The organism is Streptosporangium sp. NPDC020072 (genome assembly GCF_040631445.1).
In the GTDB taxonomy this organism is placed as follows: Bacteria; Actinomycetota; Actinomycetes; order Streptosporangiales; family Streptosporangiaceae; genus Streptosporangium.
Map to the genome: position 1 here is coordinate 175192 of NZ_JBEYAB010000006.1, position 17140 is coordinate 192331.

The following is a 17140-nucleotide window of genomic DNA, read 5'->3' on the forward strand; positions in this document are numbered from 1 at the left end:
CCCTCACCGGGCTGTCCGGGTCTTTCAGGTGGTGGGTTTACGGCCGACGCCGCCGACCGCCCACGTCCTGTCCGGTCCCCGTGTGGTGAGCGGATTGTCCGGGCGCCAGTGCCGCAGGTGGACGAGGCCGGGATCGACCAGGTCCAGCCCGTCGAAGAAGCGCAGCACCTGTCCCCGGGTGCGCCTGGTGTCCTCGCTCCTGCCCAGGGCCCGCTGGTAGACGGCGACGATCGGCCCCGCGACCTCGGGACGGGTGTCGAAGACCACGTGGGCGAGGACGAGGTGGCTTCCCGGGGCGAGCGAGTCACGCAGCAGCGCCACGCTCTTGAAGGGGTCGTCCTCGTCCGGGGTGAACTGCAGCGTGTGCGGGATCAGTGCGGCCACGGGGCGGCCCGGATCGATCAGGCACCGCAGGTCGGGATCGGCGAGCACCTCCTCCGGCCTGAGCGCGTCCCCCATGACGACGGCGGTCCTGGGGTCGGTCGCCAGCAGCGCCCTGGCGTGGGAGAGCACGACCGGGTCGTCGGCGACGTAGACCACGCGGGCGCCGGGCAACCGGGACTGGGCGACCTCGTGGACGTTGCGTCGCGTGGGAAGCCCGGCGCCCAGCACGAGGAACTGGTCCACGCCCTGCCCGGTGAGGTAGCCGACCGCGCGGGCGATGAAGGCCTGCCGCTCCCTGGCCATCGTCCTGATCTCCGGGGCCACGGCCAGTACCTGTTCCGCGGCCCTGCGGTCGGCGGCGAAGTTGTCCTTGCCGCCGAGGAAGTAGTCGTTCATCCGCGCGACGTTCGGCACGCTCGTGTCCAGAGCCGCCGGGAACCGCCTGACCGAGTCGCTCATGCGTCACCTCCCCGGTTGCCTGTGAGACTAAGGAATCAGGCCGTCCATTGGTAGACGCCTACTCCCTGGCAATGGGGAAAAGTGATAACTATTCAGTATTTATCGCATGGCATTCGTGATTTGACGCACTTAAAGGGTGTTTTCGGATATGCCACACCGACGTCCCGGTCCGCCGGGGCCGATGTCAGTGGCAGGGCTCCAGGCGCCGTCCCTCTCCTGAGGGGAGGGCGAAGGCGGCCCACACGGCCTTGCCGCGGCTGGCCAGCGGGGCCCAGCCCCAGGTCTGGCTGATCCCCTGGATCACCTGAAGCCCCCGCCCGCTCTCGGCCTCGTAGTCGGGCTCGCGCAGGCTCGGGCCCTGGTCACTGGGGTCGGTGACCGCGCACAGCACCGTGTTCTCCGTGCAGCAGAGGATCACCCGGACCTCCTGCACCCGGTGGGTGCCGACCACCCCGCGGACGCCGTGCCGTACGGCGTTGGTGACCAGTTCGGAGACGACCACGCCGGTGTCGTCGATGAGCGGGTCGAGCTGCCAGGCGCGCAGGGCGGTCGAGGTGAACTCCCTGGCGGTCCTGGCCGCGTAGGGGTCGTGAAGAAGGCTGCGGGCGGCCATCTGGAGATGGGCCGACTGACCTTCGCCCTCCGTCCACGGCGGCAGGCCGCTCGGCGGGAGCACGTGATCAAGCATTGACAACCACCGTTCCCACCCACCGATCTCTGTCCGGATGGATGTGGCTTGATGTCTTTGGCGAGCAGTCATCTGCGACCTTGGGGAGGCGTGGCGATCGCGTTGCGAGGGCAATCCGTCTAGTCATCTTGCACGGCGTGATGTGCATAGGCAAGTACAGATGCACGTGCATCTGCACAAAGAAGTATGATCGTACGAGAGTTTCCCTCCCTGGACAGGTGAGAGGCGAGGATGAGTCAGTTGCACAACGGCATGTCGGCGGCCCTGCTGGACGGAGTCGTCTGGCGCAAGAGCCGGTTCAGCAATCCCAGCGGCAACTGTGTTGAGCTGGCCGTACTTCCAGGCGGCGGGGTGGCGATCCGCAACTCGCGCGATCCCCTCGGGCCCGCCCTGATCTACACCTCCCGGGAACTCGGCGCCTTCGTCCGGGGGATCAAGGGAGGCGACTTCGACGACCTGATCGCCGCGGCCGACTGAAAGAACAAAATTCTGGGTGGCCGGGAGGGCTTGACGGGGGTACCGTGAAGGCTCGCGATCGCCACAAAGAGTGGGCGGGGGCTCGCGTTCCGCGCTTGAAGGACTACCAGATGATCACACCTCACGCAGAGGGCGAGCCGGTCCCTCCGACCTCGATGGCCGTGCCGCGAGGCAGCTCGACGGTGCTCAGGATCGTGCTCGGTGCCCAGCTCCGCCGCCTGCGCGAGGAGCGCCACATCACCCTGGAGGCGGCCGGGCGGACCATCCGCGCCTCGCACTCCAAGGTCAGCCGCATGGAGCTGGGCAGGGTCAGCTTCCGCGTGAGAGACGTCGCCGACCTGCTCACCCTGTACGGCGTGACCGCCCCCGACGAGCGCCAGGCGCTGCTCGGCCTGGTCGAGCGGGCCAACGTGGCCGGGTGGTGGCACAACTACAACGACGTCCTGCCCTCCTGGTTCGAGACGTACGTCGGCCTTGAGGAGTCGGCCTCCGTCATCCGTAACTACGAGGTCCAGTTCGTGCCCGGCCTGCTGCAGACCGAGGACTACGCCAGGGCGGTCGTCCTGCTCGGCTACCCCAGCGCCTCGGAGGACGAGGTCGAGCGGCGCGTACGGCTGCGCATGGCGCGCCAGCGCATCCTGCACGCCCAGGATCCGCCCCGCCTGTGGGCCGTGGTCGACGAGGCGGTGCTGCGCCGTCCCCTCGGCGGTCCCGAGGTGATGCGCGGCCAGATCGACCACATCCTGAACTCGCTCGAACTGCCCAACGTGACCGTCCAGATCGTGCCGTTCAGCGTGGGCGGTCACGCCGCGGCGGGCGGGCCCTTCAGCATCCTGCGCTTCTCCCAGCCCGACCTGCCCGACGTGGTCTACATGGAGCAGCTCACCAGCGCGGTCTACCTGGAGAAGCGCGACGACGTCGACAGCTATCTGGAGGTCATGGAGCGCCTGTGCATCGAGGCCGAACCGGTCGGGCGCACCAGGCAACTGCTCCTCGAACTCCGCGAAGAGCTGTAACACACGGCGCGGGGTCGCAACCGCGCGCGCCCCGCCGTACGAACATGGTCGAGTGAAGTGCCTTGTCACCGGTGCGACCGGATACGTCGGCGGGCGGCTCGTGCCCGAACTGCTGGAGGCGGGTCACGAGGTGCGCTGCATGGCGCGCTCGGCGGCCCGGCTGCGTGACCACCCGTGGGCGGGCCGGGTCGAGACGGTCCAGGCCGACGCCACGGACGAGGAGAGCACGGCCAGGGCCCTCGACGGCGTCGAGGTCGCCTACTATCTCATCCACGCCATGGGCGGAGGCAGGGACTTCGCCGCCTCCGACCGCCGCGCCGCCACGGTCTTCGCCTCCGCCGCCGCGCGGGCCGGGGTGCGCCGCGTCGTCTACCTCGGCGGGCTGACCCCCGAGAGCGGGCCGATTCCCGAGGGAGGACCGATTCCCGAGGACGGGCCGGCCTCCGGGCGTGAGCCGGCGCCCGGGCAGGGGCTGTCGCCCCACATGCGCTCCCGCGCCGAGGTCGGGCGCATCCTCCTCGACGCCCCGGTGCCCGCCGTGGTGCTGCGGGCGGCGGTCGTCATCGGCTCCGGCTCGGTGTCGTTCGAGATGCTGCGCTACCTCACCGAGCGGCTGCCGGTGATGACGACGCCGAGCTGGGTGCGGACCAGGACGCAGCCCATCGCGATCCGTGACGTCCTGCGCTACCTCGTGGGATGGGCGTCGGTCGAGGAGGAGGTGAACCGCTCCTTCGACATCGGTGGCCCGGACGTGCTCACCTACGCCGACATGATGCGCGTCTACGCCCGCGTCGCCGGGCTGCCCCGCCGCGTCATCATCCCGGTGCCGCTGCTCAGCCCCGGCCTGTCGAGCCACTGGGTGGGGCTGGTCACCCCCGTCCCCGCGGGCATCGCCAGGCCCCTGGTCGAGTCGCTGCGCAACGAGACCGTCTGCCGCGAGCACGACATCGCCCGTCACATCCCCGACCCGCCCGAAGGGCTCGTCGGCTTCGGTGACTCCGTCGCGCTCGCCCTGCGGCGGATCAGGGAGGCGAAGGTCACCACCCGCTGGTCCTCGGCCTCGACGCCGGGCGCGCCGAGCGACCCGCTGCCGACCGACCCCGACTGGGCGGGCGGCAGCCTCTACACCGACCGGCGGGCCCGCCGCGTCCAGGTGCCGCCGGAGGCCCTCTGGGCGGTGATCGAGTCGGTCGGCGGGGAGAGCGGCTGGTACTCCCTGCCGGTCGCCTGGCGTGCCCGCGGTTTCCTCGACCGTCTCGTCGGCGGGGTCGGGCTGCGCCGGGGCCGCCGCGACCCACGGCACCTGCGCGTCGGCGACGCGGTCGACTTCTGGCGGGTCGAGGAGGTCGAGCCGGGACGGCTGCTGCGGCTGCGGGCGGAGATGCGCCTGCCCGGCCTGGCCTGGCTCGAACTCGGCGTCGGCCGCGCCGGGGAGGAGACCGTGTACCTGCAGCGGGCGATCTTCCACCCCCACGGGCTGGCCGGTCACCTCTACTGGCACGCCCTGTCGCCCTTCCACGGCCTGATCTTCGGCAGGATGCCGCGCAACGTCGCCGCCGCGGCGCGACGCAAGGTACGCGAGTGGCGAAGAAGTCCGGTGGGAACCGGGTCGGGAAACGATTCCAGCGGGCACAACCGGCAGGACATCGTTTCCAGCTGAACCACAGGAGGGGCCCCGACCATGGCCAAGATCCTGCTCGTCACCGGCGACGCCGCGGAGGACCTGGAGGTCTTCTATCCCTACCAGCGTCTGCAGGAGGAGGGCTACGAGGTGACGATCGCCGCCCCGGGCGTCAAGCGGCTGCAGTTCGTCGTGCACGACTTCGTCGAGGGCTTCGACACCTACACCGAGAAGCCGGGCCACACCTGGACGGCCGACGCGGCCTTCGCCGACGTCGACCCGCAGGAGTACGCCGCCCTGGTGGTGCCCGGCGGCAGGGCGCCCGAGTACATCCGCTCCGACGCCGACCTCCAGCGGATCGTCAGGCACTTCGACGAGGCGGGCAAGCCGATCGCGGCGCTCTGCCACGGCCCGCTCGTGCTGGCCGCGGCCGGGGTGCTGCGGGGACGGTCGAGCAGCGCCTACCCCGCCTGCGCGACCGACGTCGAGGTAGCGGGAGGCACCTGGGTCGACAGCGCCGCGCACATCGACGGCAACCTGGTCACCGGGCGCGCCTGGCCGGACCACCCGGCCTGGATGCGGGAGTTCGTGAAGATCCTCAGGGTCGAGGCGCCGATCTGACCGTCGCACGGGACCGCCCCCGTGTGACCGCCGTACGGGGGCAGGTTCTCTTTCCGCTTCCTTCGCGGGAAAAACCTCAAGAGATATCCCTTCATGGGTTCTTCCGGGGATGTTGAGAAATATGTCAGGCATCCCGAATTATCTTTGCGAAATCTCCGATTGTCGTTTTCTCCCGCCCAGGTCGCCCCGCCGTACGGTCATTAGGACAGGGATGACGTCCGGCGCGAGGGGGGAGAACCGGTCGTGGACCAGACGCCTTTGGCCCGTGCCCAGGACGCGTTCGCTCGCCGGGTCGAGCCTGCACTCGCGCTGGCGGAGGACGCGGGCCGGGTGGCCGGGGCCTGCCACGCCATGGCGGAACGCTTCCACGGCGGAGGCAGGCTCGTCGTCTTCGGCAGCGGGGAGGCCGCGACCGACGCCCAGCACATCGCCGTCGAGTTCGTCCACCCGGTGATCGTGGGCAAACGCGCCCTGCCTGCCTTCTCCCTGACGAACGACGTGGCGACCATCACCGGCATCACCGCGGTCGCGGGGGCCGAGGAGGTCTTCGCCCACCAGCTCCGCCACCTGGCCGTCCCCGGCGACATGGCACTCGGCGTGTCCGCGACCGGGAACTGCGCCGACGTGCTCAGGGCACTGGAGACCGCCAGGGCCCTCGGCCTGCTCACGCTGGCGCTGGTCGGCGGAGACGGCGGGGCGATCCGGGAGAGCGGTGCGGCCGACCACGTGCTCGCCGCCCGCTCCCACGACCCCCGGGTGGTCAAGGAGACGCACGTCACGATGTACCACGTCCTGTGGGAGCTGGTGCACGTGTTCCTCGAACAGCCCGGCGTGCTCGCCCCGAGGGTGGTCGCGTGACCGGCCGGGAGCGGGCGGACGGCACGGCGGGCGGCGCTGCCGGGGGCCGGACCCCGCCTGAGCCGTGCCACGAGGAGGTGTGCCTGACCTGCTCCGACGAGGCGGTGCCGGCCAGGGTGGTACGGCTGCTCGACGCGGGCCTGGCCGTGGCGGAGGCCGGGCGGGGCGCCGGGCGGGAAACGGTGGAGATCAGCGTCGCCCTGGTCGACGCCCAGGTCGGCGACGTCGTGCTCGTGCACGCCAGGGAGGCCATCGCCGTACTCAGGGGAGTGGACACATGAGCGCGCCGGACACCTCGGTCGAGTCGCTGTACCCGTTCCTCTACGCGGGCCCGACGGACCTGGAGGCGGTGCTGGCGGCGGTGCGCCGCTCGACGGAGGAGAAGGCCGGTGAGATCGTCGCCCTGCGCCGGGAGGTGCTCGACCGCGACGGCGCCGGGATCGCCGCCTGCGCCGAGGCTCTGGCCGAGGCCTTCGCCGGCGGCGCGAGACTGTTCGCCTTCGGCAACGGAGGCAGCGCGACCGACGCGCAGGACGTGGCCGCCCTGTTCCTCAGCCCCGGATTCCTGCCGGACGGCGGGGCCACGAAACCGCTGCCCGCCTTCGCCCTCACCGGGGACGTCGCGGTGGTGACGGCGCTGTCGAACGACGTCGGCTTCGAGGTCGTGTTCGCCCGCCAGCTCGCCGCCTCGGGACGCGCAGGGGACATCGCGTTCGGGCTCTCGACGAGCGGCAACTCACGCAACCTCGTCGCCGCCTTCGAGGAGGCGGACCGGCGGGGGATGACCACGGTGGGACTGGCGGGCTACGACGGCGGTCAGATGGCCGAGCTCGGCACCGTCGACCACCTGTTCGTGGTGCCGTCGAGCTCGGTGCACCGCATCCAGGAGGCCCAGACGACCATCTACCACGTGCTGTGGGAGCTCACCCAGCACGCGCTCTCCCGGCACGGGACTCCGGCCGGGAGCGGCCCAGGCTGACAAGCACTCGTCCGACGGCGGGCAGGAGCCCGCGAAGGTGGTGAGGCGCATGACCACGCAGAGCGGGTCGAAGGCGACCAACGCGGAGACAACACAAGAGCCGGTCGTTCACATTCTGTGGATCAACGCGGGCCTGAGCTGCGACGGCGACTCGGTCTCGCTGACCGCGGCGACCCAGCCGAGCATCGAGGAGATCGTGCTCGGCGCGCTGCCCGGCCTGCCGAAGGTCGCGGTGCACTGGCCGTTGATCGACTTCGAGTCCGGCCCCGTGCAGGGGGCGGACGTGTTCATCGACTGGTTCTTCAAGGCCGAACGGGGCGAACTCGACCCGTTCGTGCTGGTGGTCGAGGGCTCCATCCCCAACGAGGGGATCAAGCAGGAGGGTTACTGGTGCGGTTTCGGCAACGACCCGGAGACCGGGCAGCCGATGACGACGAGCCAGTGGCTCGACCGGCTGGCCCCGAAGGCCACCGCGGTGCTGGCCGCCGGCACGTGCGCCACCTACGGCGGAGTCCACGCCATGGAGGGCAACCCGACCGGCGCCATGGGGGTCGCCGACTACCTGGGCTGGGACTGGCGCTCCAAGGCGGGGCTGCCGATCGTGAACGTGCCGGGCTGCCCGGTCCAGCCGGACAACCTGTCCGAGACGATCGTGTACCTGCTCTACCAGGTCGCGGGCCAGGCCCCGATGATCCCGCTGGACGAGGCCCTGCGGCCGACCTGGCTGTTCGGGGCCACCGTGCACGAGGGATGCGACCGGGCGGGCTACTACGAACAGGGGCAGTTCGCGACCGAGTACGGCTCGCCACGATGCCTGGTGAAGATCGGGTGCTGGGGGCCGGTCGTCAAGTGCAACGTGCCCAAGCGCGGCTGGCTGAACGGGGTCGGCGGCTGCCCGAACGTGGGCGGCATCTGCATCGCCTGCACGATGCCGGGCTTCCCCGACAAGTTCATGCCGTTCATGGACGAGCCGCCGGGGGCGCTCATCTCCTCGACGGCCAGTGCCGCCTACGGCGGGGTGATCCGCAGGCTGCGCGCCATCACCCTCAAGACGGCGGACAAGGAACCGAAGTGGCGCAGGCGGGGGCACGAGCTGCTGACCGGCTACCGGGCGCCCTGGTGAACGGCACCGGGGTGACCGGCCCGCGATGTCCGGCAGGACACGGGCGTAACGAACACGGCGAGGGCAGGCCCGCGCGCACGCGGGCGGGACGGGGCTGACATGACGACGACACCGCACCAGGGTGGCGCGAAACCCGGGAAATCCGCGGCGGGACCGGGTCCGGGGGACAGCGAACTGGTGGAGATGGCCTGGGACCCGATCACCAGGATCGTGGGCAGCCTGGGCATCTACGCCAAGGTCGACTTCAAGCAACGCCGGGTCGCCGAGTGCTACAGCACCTCGTCGATCTTCCGCGGCTACAGCATCTTCATGAAGGGCAAGGACCCCAGGGACGCGCACTTCATCACCAGCAGGATCTGCGGGATCTGCGGCGACAACCACGCCACCTGCTCGGTCTACGCGCAGAACATGGCCTACGGCATCCGCCCGCCCGCGCTGGGGGAGTGGATCGTCAACCTCGGCGAGGCCGCCGAGTACATGTTCGACCACAACATCTACCAGGAGAACCTGGTGGGGGTCGACTACTGCGAGAAGATGATCGCCGAGACCAACCCCGGCGTGCTGGCGACGGCCGAACGCACCGAGGCCCCGCACGCGGGCGAGCACGGCTACGCCACGATCGCCGACATCATGCGCTCGCTCAACCCGCTCGAAGGGGAGTTCTACCGCGAGGCGCTGCAGATGAGCAGGCTGACCAGGGAGATGTTCTGCCTGATGGAGGGCAGGCACGTACACCCCTCGACGCTGTACCCCGGCGGGGTCGGCACGGTGGCGACCGTGCAGCTGTTCACCGACTACCTGTCGCGGCTCATGCGGTACGTGGAGTTCATGAAGAAGGTCGTGCCGATGCACGACGACCTGTTCGACTTCTTCTACACGGCGCTGCCCGGCTACGAGGAGGTCGGCAGGCGCCGGGTCCTGCTGGGCTGCTGGGGCAGCTTCCAGGACCCCGGGTACTGCGACTACGACTACCGCACGATGAGCGACTGGGGGCGGCGGGCCTTCGTCACCCCGGGCGTCGTGGTCGACGGCAGGCTGCTGACCACCGACCTGGTGGACATCAACCTGGGCATCAGGATCCTGCTGGGCAGCTCCTTCTACGACGACTGGGAGGGGCAGGAGAAGTTCGTCACCCACGACCCGCTGGGCAACCCGGTCGACGCCCGCCATCCGTGGAACCAGCACACCATCCCGCACCCGCAGAAACGGGACTTCGCCGACAAGTACAGCTGGGTGATGTCGCCGCGCTGGCACGACGGGGAGAACCTGCTGGCCCTGGACACCGGCGGCGGCCCCATCGCCAGGCTGTGGGCCACGGCGCTCGCCGGGCTCGTCGACATCGGCTACGTCAAGGCCACCGGGCACAGCGTGCAGATCAACCTGCCCAAGAGCGCGACGAAGCCGGAGAGGAGCTTCGAGTGGAGGATCCCCGAGCACAACGGGCAGCCGCTGTCGAACGCCCTTGAACGCAACCGGGCGCGCACCTACTTCCAGGCCTACGCCGCGGCCTGCGCGCTGTACTTCGTCGAGCAGGGGCTGGCGGAGGTGCGCGCGGGCCGCAGCGACACCTGGACGCCGTTCACGGTGCCCGAGGAGGCGGTCAGCTGCGGCTTCACCGAGGCGGTCCGCGGGGTGCTCTCGCACCACATGGTGATCCGCGACGGGAAGATCGCCAACTACCACCCGTATCCGCCGACGCCGTGGAACGCCAGCGTGCGCGACAGCCACGGCACGCCGGGGCCGTACGAGGACGCCGTGCAGAACACGCCGATCTTCGAGGAGAACCCGCCCGAGCGCTTCAAGGGCATCGACATCATGAGGGCGGTGCGCAGCTTCGACCCCTGCCTGCCGTGCGGGGTCCACATGTACCTCGGCGGCGGTGGCGAGTTGCGCAGGCTGCACACCCCGCACGCGTTCGGCGCCTGAGACGGGGGCGGGCGGATGTCGGAGACCACCGGCGCGCAGGCGACGGGTGAGCGGGTCGAGGAGCTGCTGGCCGAACTGGCCGCGCTCGGCGACCCCCTCGCCCGCGCCAGGGCCGAGGAACTGGTGCGGGCGCTGGTCGGCCTGTACGGCGCGGGCCTCGAACGCGTCATGGAGATCGTGACGGAGGAGGAGGCCACGGGGGTGCTGCGCCGGGTGACCTGCGACCCCCTGCTGTGCGGGCTGCTGGCGGTGCACGACCTGCACCCGCTGGACACCGGCGAGCGGGTACGGCTCGCCCTTGAGGAGGTCAGGCCCCACCTGGGCGGCCACTCGGGGGACGTGGAACTCGTCTCCGTCGAGGAGGACACCGGCGTGGTACGGCTGCGCCTGCGCGGCGCCTGCGACGGCTGCCCCTCCTCCAGGATCACGGTGCGGCACGCGATCGAGCGGGCGGTGACCGGGGCGGCCCCCGAGGTGGTCCGCGTCGAGGTCGAGGGCATGGTCGAGGTCGCGGCCGAGGGCGCAGCCGGGGACGGCTCGCTGCTGCAGATAGGCACCAGGCCGCCTCCCGGGCCGTGCCCGGTCCCGGAACCGGGAGCACAGCCGGGCGCGCGGTCAGGGGCGGGGACGGTGGCGCGGTGAGCACGGGACTGCGGCGCTTCAGGGAGCCGGCCGTCCCCGGGCCGCCGGTAAGCCCGGGGGCGCGGTGCTGCGAGCTGTGCGCCGAACCGATCGGCGAACGGCACGCCCACGTGGTGGACGTCGGCGGCCGCGCCCTGATGTGCGCCTGCCGCGGCTGCCACCTGCTCTTCACCACCGAGGGGGCGGCCATGGGCAGGTTCCTCGCGGTGCCGGGCCGTCACCTGTACGCACCCCGTCTCGCCCTGTCGGAGGCCGACTGGCAGGAGCTGCGGATCCCCGTGCGGATGGCGTTCTTCTTCCGCAACTCGGCACTCGGTCGTACGGTCGCCCTCTATCCGAGCCCCGCAGGGGCGACCGAGTCCGAACTGCCCGCGGAGACCTGGGAACGGGTCCTGGCGGCCAACCCCGCCCTCGCCGGCGTCAGTCCGGACGTCGAGGCGCTGCTCGTCGACCGGGGGCCGGACGGCTTCGCGGGCCATCTGGTGCCGATCGACGCCTGCTACGAGCTGGTCGGCCTGGTCAGGACCCTGTGGAAGGGCTTCGGCGGCGGACAGGAGGCGTGGGAGGCCATCGACTCCTTCTTCGCGGACCTGCGTGAACGCGGCCGGGTCGTCGGTGGGCCCGCCGGTGAAGGGGGCGGGGACCGTGACTGACCTCGGCTTCTCCTGCCTGGACGCCCGCCCCGACCCCTTCGCGGCCGCCCCGACGCTGCTCTTCCGGCTGCGCCTGACCGAGCCGGACGGCGGCAGGGTGCAGGCCGCCGTGCTGCGCTGCCAGATCCGCGTCGAGCCGCGCCGCCGCCGCCACACGCCGCGGGAGGCCGAACTGCTCGGCGACCTGTTCGGCGACCCCTCCCGCTGGGGCACCACGCTCACGGCGCTGCAGTTCGCCAACGTCTCGGCCACGGTGCCCGGCTTCACCGGCGAGACCGAGATCGACCTGCCGGTGCCCGTCACCTACGACCTGGAGGTCGCGGCGGCCAGGTACTTCGCAGCCCTCGACGACGGCGAGATCCCGCTGATCCTGCTGTTCAGCGGCACCGTGTTCACCCGCACCCCGCAGGGCCTGTCCGCCGGGCAGGTGCCCTGGGACCGGGAGGCGCGCCACCGGCTGCCGGTGGCCGTGTGGCGTGAGCTGATGGACCGCCACTTCCCCGGGCAGGGGTGGCTGCGGCTCGACCGGGAGACCCTGCGCGAGCTCGGCCGCTTCAAGTCCGCCAGGGCGCTGACCACCTGGGACGAGACCGTGCGGGCGCTGCTCGCGCAGACGAGGGAGGCCGCCGGATGAGCACCCCGATGGAGACCGCCCGGCAGGTCGCCGACACCGTGCTGTACGAGGGGTACCTGCTCTACCCCTACCGGGCGTCGGCCGCGAAGAACCGGACACGCTGGCAGTTCGGGGTGCTCGTGCCGCCCGGCTACACCGCGACCGCCGAACCGTCCCGCTGCCAGACCGAGTGTCTCCTCCAGGCGGGAGAGGAGGCGACGGTCCACGTCAGGCTGCGCTTCCTGCACCTGGTCGCCAGGACCGTCGAACGGCTCGAAGCCGACGGCGCCCACCGGCCGGTCCCCTCCCTGCGGATCGGCGAGGAGACCCACCTGAGCTTCGACGAGGCCGTCGAGCGGGAGTGCGAGGCCGTCCTGCCGCTGGCGGAGCTGCTCGGGGCCGGACGGACCCTGGAGGCGGGCTTTCCCGGGGGCCGTACGGCCGAGCCGCTCCTGGCCCCCTCGGGGCGGGCCGCAGGCCGTGTCGTGCGCGAGCACCTGCCGGTCGAGGCGGTGGCGCGGATCGGCGCCGAACGGCTCGCCGGGCCGTACGGGCCGGTCAGGCTGCGGGTGCGGGTGGAGAACACCTGCGGCTGGGAGCCGGGGCCGGAGGCGGGCCGCGACGACGCGCTGCGCAGGTCGCCGATCGCCGCCCACACGCTGCTCGCGGTCACGGGCGGGGAGTTCCTGTCCCTGCTCGACCCGCCGGAATGGGCGGGAGAGGCGGCGCGCGCCTGCCGGAACCTGCACACCTGGCCGGTGCTCGTCGGCGAGCCGGGACGGCGCGACGCCGTGCTCTCGGCGCCGATCATCCTGTACGACCACCCGGCCGTCGCCCCGGAGAGCCCCGGCGACCTCTTCGACGCCACCGAGATCGACGAGATCCTCAGCCTCAGGACGATGACCCTGACCGAGGAGGAGAAGCGGGAGGCGAGGGCCACCGACCCGCGGGCCGCCCGCATCGTCGAGCGGACCGGGGACATGCCGGGCGAGATGCTCGAACGGCTGCACGGCGCCATCCGCTACCTGCGCTCCTGCGGGCCTGAGCCCGTACGGCAGGAACAGGGGCGACAGCCGGTGCCGTGGTGGGACCCCGGCGCGGACACCTCGGTCTCCCCGGGGAGCGACGGCGTCGTCGTCGCGGGGGTGACCCTCGCCCGAGGCAGCAGGGTCCGGCTGCTGCCCGGCGGGGGCGCCTGCCCGGGGGCGCCCGGCGGGCGCCGCGCGGACGCCCACGACATGTTCCTGACCGGGCGGGCCGCGACGGTCGAGGCCGTCCTGCTCGACGTGGACGGCGTCCACCACCTGGCCGTGACCCTGGAGGACGACCCGGGAGCCGACCTGCAACGCGCCCAGGGCCGCTTCCTGTACTTCTCGCCGGACGAGGTCGAGCCGCTCGACGGCGCCCCGGCGGAGGGGGAGGGCCGATGAGCGGCGGGATCCTGGTGGCGGGCGTCGGCAACGTCTTCTTCGGCGACGACGGGTTCGGCGTCGAGGTCGTCAGGCTGCTCGGCGAGCAGGGGCCGCCGGAGGGCGCCGTGGTGGCCGACTTCGGCATCCGCGGAGTCCACCTGGCCTACGAGCTGCTGGCCGGGTACGACGGCCTGATCCTCCTCGACGCCGTCCCCAGGGGGGAGCGGCCGGGGACGCTGTCGGTCATCGAACCCGGCATCGACCGGGGGACCCGGGACGAGGCGCCGCTCCTCATGGGGGCGCTCGGCGACTCCCACGGCATGACGCCGGACGCGCTGTTCGCGCTGTTCGGCCCGCTCGGCGTCACCACCGAGCCGGTCCTGCTCGTCGGCTGCGAGCCCGCCGACACCTCGCCGGGCATGGGACTCAGCGAACCGGTCGCCCACGCGGTCCCCGTGGCCGCGGGGCTCGTCCGGGAGCTGGTCGCGGAACAGGTCGCGGCGTCAGGCGCCGCGCGTATCGAGAGGGGAAGGACATGATCGGGAAAGTGCTGCTGCTGACGGCCGCCGCGGGGGTGGCGGTCGTGATCGCCGTCTCCCTGCCCGACATCCTGCGCTACAAGCGGATGAGGGAGATGTGACCGGCCGGTACGGCCCCGCGCGGGCCACCCGGGGTGAAGGACCGACACGAGAGGCGGCGGGGCCGTGCACGAGTTCGGAATAGCCGAGGCGGTGCTCGACGCGGTCGAGCGAAGGGCCCGGGGACGCAAGGTGGCGCGCCTGCGCGTGCGGGCCGGGGCGATGCTGCGGATCACCGGGCCCGCGTTCGACCAGGCGTTCTCCCTGGTCGCGCCGGGCAGCGTGGCGGAGGGCGCCACGGCGGACCTGGTCGTGGTGCCCGCCAGGCTCACCTGCCGCTCCTGCGGCGAGGACCGGGAGACCTACGACGCGCTGGCCGTGTGCGGTGGCTGCGCGAGCACCGACGTCGACCTGCTGGGCGGCGACGAGCTGACCCTCGAATCCATCGAGCTTGAGGAGGTGGTGAGCCATGTGTCTGGGGATTCCGGGGGAGATCGTGGAGATCCTGGCGGATCACACTGACCTCGCGAGGGTCGACGTGAGCGGGGTACGGCGGGCGATCAACGTCGGCCTGCTCGAAGGCGAGGAGCTCAGGCCGGGCGACTGGATCCTCATCCACGTCGGCTTCGCCCTATCGAAGATCGACGAGGACGAGGCGAAGGCCGCGATGGAGTTCCTGGAGAGCATCGGCCAGGCGTACGACGACGAACTCGCCGCACTCAAGGAGTCCTCGCTGGACCCCTTCGATCCGATCGGCCGGGGTGAGGCGTGATGCGTTTCGTCGACGAGTACCGTGACGCGGAGAAGGCGCGGGCCCTCGCCGCGAAGATCGCGAACCTGTGCGAACCGGGGCGGCGCTACAAGTTCATGGAGGTCTGCGGCGGCCACACGCACACCATCTACAAGCACGGGCTTGAGGACCACCTGCCGGAGAACATCACCCTGGTGCACGGCCCCGGCTGCCCGGTCTGCGTCATCCCGATGGGACGGGTCGACGACGCCATCCACATCGCCGAGCGGCCAGATGTGATCATGACCTCCTTCGGCGACATGATGCGGGTCCCCGGCGGGCGGGGCTCGTTCTTCGACTCCATGGCCCAGGGCGCCGAGATCCGCATGGTCTACTCACCGCTGGACGCCCTCAAGATCGCCCGGCAGAACCCGGACAGACGTGTCGTCTTCATGGCGATCGGCTTCGAGACCACGGCTCCCTCGACCGCCATGACGGTCATGCGCGCCGAGGCCGAGCGGATCACCAACTTCTCCGTCTTCTGCAACCACGTGACGATCATCCCCGCGATCAAGGCCATCCTGGACTCCCCGGACCTGCGCCTTGACGGGTTCATCGGCCCCGGCCACGTCTCGACGGTCATCGGCTGCGGGCCGTACGAGTTCATCGCCCGTGACTACGGCAAACCGCTCGTCGTCGCGGGGTTCGAGCCGCTCGACCTCCTGCAGTCGATCTACATGCTGCTGCTGCAACTGGCCGAGGGGCGCTCCGAGGTGGAGAACCAGTACGCCCGCGTCGTGCCGTGGGAGGGCAACCCCAGGGCGCTCGCCGCCGTCAACCAGGTGATGCGGCTGCGGCCCTACTTCGAGTGGCGCGGCCTGGGGTTCATCTCCCACTCCGCGCTCGGCATGCGGGAACGCTACGCCGTCCACGACGCGGAACAGATCTTCGGCATCCCCGGCGTCCGGGTGGCCGACCCCAAGGCCTGCCAGTGCGGCGAGGTGCTCAAGGGCGTGCTCAAACCGTGGGAGTGCAAGGTGTTCGGCACCGCCTGCACCCCGGAGACCCCGATCGGCACCTGCATGGTCTCCTCGGAGGGGGCCTGCGCGGCCTACTACAACTTCGGCCGTTTCTCCCGGGAACGGGTGCGGGAGGCGACACGGTGACCGGCGCCGAGGGAACCGCGGCCTGGGCCGAGGCCCTGGTCCGCGAACACGAGAACCAGACCGTACGGCCGGGCCGCGAGGAACAGGTCCTCGAACGCGTCGACCGGGCACGCCGCCGCAAGGCCACGGTGCGGGAGGAACACATCACCATGGCCCACGGGGCAGGGGGCAAGGCGACCCAGTCCCTGGTCGAGGCGGTCTTCCTTGAGTCCTTCCGCAACCCGCTGCTCGAACCGCTCGAAGACGGCGCCGTGTTCGACGCCGGCACCCAGCGCCTGGCCCTGACCACCGACTCCTACGTTGTCTCCCCGTTGTTCTTCCCCGGGGGGAACATCGGCGACCTCGCGGTCAACGGGACCGTCAACGACCTGGCGATGTGCGGCGCCCGCCCGCTGTACCTCTCGGCGGGCTTCATCCTGGAGGAGGGGTTCCCCGTCGGCGACCTCAGGCGCGTCGTCGCGTCGATGGCCGAGGCGGCGCAGGCGGCCGGGGTCCGGATCGTCACCGGCGACACCAAGGTGGTGCAGCGCGGCAAGGCCGACGGGTGCTACGTCAACACGGCCGGGGTCGGGCTGCTCGACCGGCCCGGCGCCCTGGGTGTGGCGGGGGCACGCCCCGGCGACGCCGTCATCGTCTCCGGGCCGGTCGGCGAGCACGGCGTCACCATCATGCTCGCCCGGGGCGAACTGGACATCGAGGCCGACCTGGTCTCCGACACGGCGCCGCTGAACGGGCCGGCCGCCGCGCTCCTTGACGCCTGCCCCGGCGCCGTGCGCTGCATGCGCGACGCGACCAGGGGCGGGGTCGCCACGATCCTGAACGAGATCGCGCGGGCCTCCGGCGTCGCCGTGGTCGTCGAGGAGGACGCGGTCCCGGTACGGCGGGCCGTACGCGGCGCGTGCGAACTGCTCGGCATCGACCCGCTCTACGTGGCCTGCGAGGGACGTCTGGTCGCCGTGGTCGACGGCGCGGTGGCGGACGCCGCGCTGGCGGCCCTGCGCGCGCACCCCCTCGGCGAGGGCGCCGCGCTCGTCGGCCGCGTCGGGCAGGACCCCCCGGGGCTGGTGCTGCTGAAGACCGGTTTCGGCGGCACCCGCATCGTGGACCTGCTGGTCGGCGACCCGCTGCCCCGCATCTGCTGAGGGAGCCGCCCACAGCCGCCCACAGACGTGCCCAGGCGCCCACGGACACACG

Annotated in this window: 20 protein-coding genes; 18 read left to right on the forward strand and 2 right to left on the reverse strand. The window is 71.6% G+C overall.

Annotated features, from left to right (window positions below):
• Positions 1 to 24: 24 nt before the first annotated feature.
• Complete coding sequence (locus tag ABZ470_RS15870; RefSeq protein WP_362784741.1) at positions 25 to 843, reverse strand: SAM-dependent methyltransferase; 819 nt, start codon at positions 841 to 843, stop codon at positions 25 to 27.
• Positions 844 to 1027: 184 nt separating this feature from the next.
• Positions 1028 to 1531 (reverse strand): ATP-binding protein, encoded by a 504-nt coding sequence (locus ABZ470_RS15875; protein ID WP_352016514.1) that lies wholly within the window; start codon positions 1529 to 1531, stop codon positions 1028 to 1030.
• A 231-nt stretch (positions 1532 to 1762) separates the two neighbouring features.
• Here ABZ470_RS15875 and ABZ470_RS15880 point away from each other — a divergent pair, with 231 nt between their 5' ends.
• The 18 genes from ABZ470_RS15880 (at position 1763) to hypE (ending at position 17088) form a co-directional block, all read left to right on the forward strand.
• The gene (locus ABZ470_RS15880; RefSeq protein WP_352016513.1) at positions 1763 to 2008 is read left to right on the forward strand and encodes a DUF397 domain-containing protein; all 246 of its coding nucleotides are present in this window, start codon (positions 1763 to 1765) and stop codon (positions 2006 to 2008) included.
• Positions 2009 to 2118: 110 nt separating this feature from the next.
• On the forward strand, positions 2119 to 3024 hold the full coding sequence (locus ABZ470_RS15885; protein ID WP_362911807.1) for a helix-turn-helix transcriptional regulator: 906 nt from the start codon (positions 2119 to 2121) through the stop codon (positions 3022 to 3024).
• A gap of 52 nt (positions 3025 to 3076) precedes the next feature.
• Positions 3077 to 4684 carry an SDR family oxidoreductase gene (locus ABZ470_RS15890; RefSeq protein WP_362911808.1) on the forward strand — a complete coding sequence of 536 codons (1608 nt, stop codon included), beginning with the start codon at positions 3077 to 3079 and terminating at the stop codon, positions 4682 to 4684.
• A gap of 21 nt (positions 4685 to 4705) precedes the next feature.
• A complete protein-coding gene (locus ABZ470_RS15895) occupies positions 4706 to 5266 on the forward strand; it encodes a DJ-1/PfpI family protein (protein ID WP_362784731.1) in 561 nt (186 codons plus the stop codon).
• Positions 5267 to 5509: 243 nt separating this feature from the next.
• On the forward strand, positions 5510 to 6124 hold the full coding sequence (locus tag ABZ470_RS15900) for an SIS domain-containing protein (RefSeq protein ID WP_352016509.1): 615 nt from the start codon (positions 5510 to 5512) through the stop codon (positions 6122 to 6124).
• The gene (locus tag ABZ470_RS15905) at positions 6121 to 6405 is read left to right on the forward strand and encodes a HypC/HybG/HupF family hydrogenase formation chaperone (RefSeq protein WP_362911809.1); all 285 of its coding nucleotides are present in this window, start codon (positions 6121 to 6123) and stop codon (positions 6403 to 6405) included. The genes ABZ470_RS15900 and ABZ470_RS15905 overlap by 4 nt, the downstream gene beginning before the upstream one ends.
• Positions 6402 to 7103: an SIS domain-containing protein gene (locus ABZ470_RS15910; RefSeq protein ID WP_362911810.1), complete on the forward strand. Its 702-nt coding sequence runs from the start codon at positions 6402 to 6404 to the stop codon at positions 7101 to 7103. The genes ABZ470_RS15905 and ABZ470_RS15910 overlap by 4 nt, the downstream gene beginning before the upstream one ends.
• A 49-nt stretch (positions 7104 to 7152) precedes the next feature.
• The gene (locus tag ABZ470_RS15915; protein ID WP_362911811.1) at positions 7153 to 8226 is read left to right on the forward strand and encodes a hydrogenase expression protein HypE; all 1074 of its coding nucleotides are present in this window, start codon (positions 7153 to 7155) and stop codon (positions 8224 to 8226) included.
• 99 nt (positions 8227 to 8325) lie between these two features.
• Positions 8326 to 10152 (forward strand): nickel-dependent hydrogenase large subunit, encoded by a 1827-nt coding sequence (locus tag ABZ470_RS15920; RefSeq protein ID WP_352016505.1) that lies wholly within the window; start codon positions 8326 to 8328, stop codon positions 10150 to 10152.
• Between the two features lie 15 nt (positions 10153 to 10167).
• Positions 10168 to 10794 carry a NifU family protein gene (locus ABZ470_RS15925; protein WP_362911812.1) on the forward strand — a complete coding sequence of 209 codons (627 nt, stop codon included), beginning with the start codon at positions 10168 to 10170 and terminating at the stop codon, positions 10792 to 10794.
• Entirely contained in the window at positions 10791 to 11447 is a 657-nt protein-coding gene (locus tag ABZ470_RS15930; RefSeq protein ID WP_362911813.1) for a DUF5947 family protein, read from the forward strand. Before ABZ470_RS15925 ends, ABZ470_RS15930 begins: the two co-directional genes overlap by 4 nt.
• Positions 11440 to 12081: a DUF6084 family protein gene (locus ABZ470_RS15935; protein WP_362911814.1), complete on the forward strand. Its 642-nt coding sequence runs from the start codon at positions 11440 to 11442 to the stop codon at positions 12079 to 12081. Before ABZ470_RS15930 ends, ABZ470_RS15935 begins: the two co-directional genes overlap by 8 nt.
• A complete protein-coding gene (locus tag ABZ470_RS15940) occupies positions 12078 to 13490 on the forward strand; it encodes a hypothetical protein (protein WP_362911815.1) in 1413 nt (470 codons plus the stop codon). The genes ABZ470_RS15935 and ABZ470_RS15940 overlap by 4 nt, the downstream gene beginning before the upstream one ends.
• Positions 13487 to 14011: a hydrogenase maturation protease gene (locus ABZ470_RS15945; protein WP_362911816.1), complete on the forward strand. Its 525-nt coding sequence runs from the start codon at positions 13487 to 13489 to the stop codon at positions 14009 to 14011. The genes ABZ470_RS15940 and ABZ470_RS15945 overlap by 4 nt, the downstream gene beginning before the upstream one ends.
• 165 nt (positions 14012 to 14176) lie before the next feature.
• Positions 14177 to 14572, forward strand: coding sequence for a hydrogenase maturation nickel metallochaperone HypA (locus tag ABZ470_RS15950; RefSeq protein WP_352016499.1), 396 nt, complete (start codon positions 14177 to 14179; stop codon positions 14570 to 14572).
• Positions 14547 to 14822, forward strand: a complete 276-nt coding sequence (locus ABZ470_RS15955; protein WP_362911817.1) for a HypC/HybG/HupF family hydrogenase formation chaperone — start codon at positions 14547 to 14549, stop codon at positions 14820 to 14822. The genes ABZ470_RS15950 and ABZ470_RS15955 overlap by 26 nt, the downstream gene beginning before the upstream one ends.
• Positions 14822 to 15946 carry a hydrogenase formation protein HypD gene (gene hypD / locus ABZ470_RS15960; protein ID WP_352016497.1) on the forward strand — a complete coding sequence of 375 codons (1125 nt, stop codon included), beginning with the start codon at positions 14822 to 14824 and terminating at the stop codon, positions 15944 to 15946. The genes ABZ470_RS15955 and hypD overlap by 1 nt, the downstream gene beginning before the upstream one ends.
• Positions 15943 to 17088 (forward strand): hydrogenase expression/formation protein HypE, encoded by a 1146-nt coding sequence (gene hypE / locus ABZ470_RS15965; RefSeq protein ID WP_352016496.1) that lies wholly within the window; start codon positions 15943 to 15945, stop codon positions 17086 to 17088. Before hypD ends, hypE begins: the two co-directional genes overlap by 4 nt.
• Positions 17089 to 17140: the final 52 nt, after the last annotated feature.

What these genes read in the sequence shown, in the direction of transcription:
- ABZ470_RS15945 (WP_362911816.1), top strand. Translation starts at nt 13,487, where the DNA reads ATGAGCGGCGGGATCCTGGTGGCGGGCGTCGGCAACGTCTTCTTCGGC.
- ABZ470_RS15915 (WP_362911811.1), top strand. Translation starts at nt 7,153, where the DNA reads ATGACCACGCAGAGCGGGTCGAAGGCGACCAACGCGGAGACAACACAA.
- ABZ470_RS15920 (WP_352016505.1), top strand. Translation starts at nt 8,326, where the DNA reads ATGACGACGACACCGCACCAGGGTGGCGCGAAACCCGGGAAATCCGCG.
- ABZ470_RS15940 (WP_362911815.1), top strand. Translation starts at nt 12,078, where the DNA reads ATGAGCACCCCGATGGAGACCGCCCGGCAGGTCGCCGACACCGTGCTG.
- ABZ470_RS15875 (WP_352016514.1), bottom strand. Translation starts at nt 1,531, where the DNA reads ATGCTTGATCACGTGCTCCCGCCGAGCGGCCTGCCGCCGTGGACGGAG.
- ABZ470_RS15910 (WP_362911810.1), top strand. Translation starts at nt 6,402, where the DNA reads ATGAGCGCGCCGGACACCTCGGTCGAGTCGCTGTACCCGTTCCTCTAC.
- ABZ470_RS15880 (WP_352016513.1), top strand. Translation starts at nt 1,763, where the DNA reads ATGAGTCAGTTGCACAACGGCATGTCGGCGGCCCTGCTGGACGGAGTC.
- ABZ470_RS15895 (WP_362784731.1), top strand. Translation starts at nt 4,706, where the DNA reads ATGGCCAAGATCCTGCTCGTCACCGGCGACGCCGCGGAGGACCTGGAG.
- hypD (WP_352016497.1), top strand. Translation starts at nt 14,822, where the DNA reads ATGCGTTTCGTCGACGAGTACCGTGACGCGGAGAAGGCGCGGGCCCTC.
- ABZ470_RS15925 (WP_362911812.1), top strand. Translation starts at nt 10,168, where the DNA reads ATGTCGGAGACCACCGGCGCGCAGGCGACGGGTGAGCGGGTCGAGGAG.
- ABZ470_RS15870 (WP_362784741.1), bottom strand. Translation starts at nt 843, where the DNA reads ATGAGCGACTCGGTCAGGCGGTTCCCGGCGGCTCTGGACACGAGCGTG.
- ABZ470_RS15885 (WP_362911807.1), top strand. Translation starts at nt 2,119, where the DNA reads ATGATCACACCTCACGCAGAGGGCGAGCCGGTCCCTCCGACCTCGATG.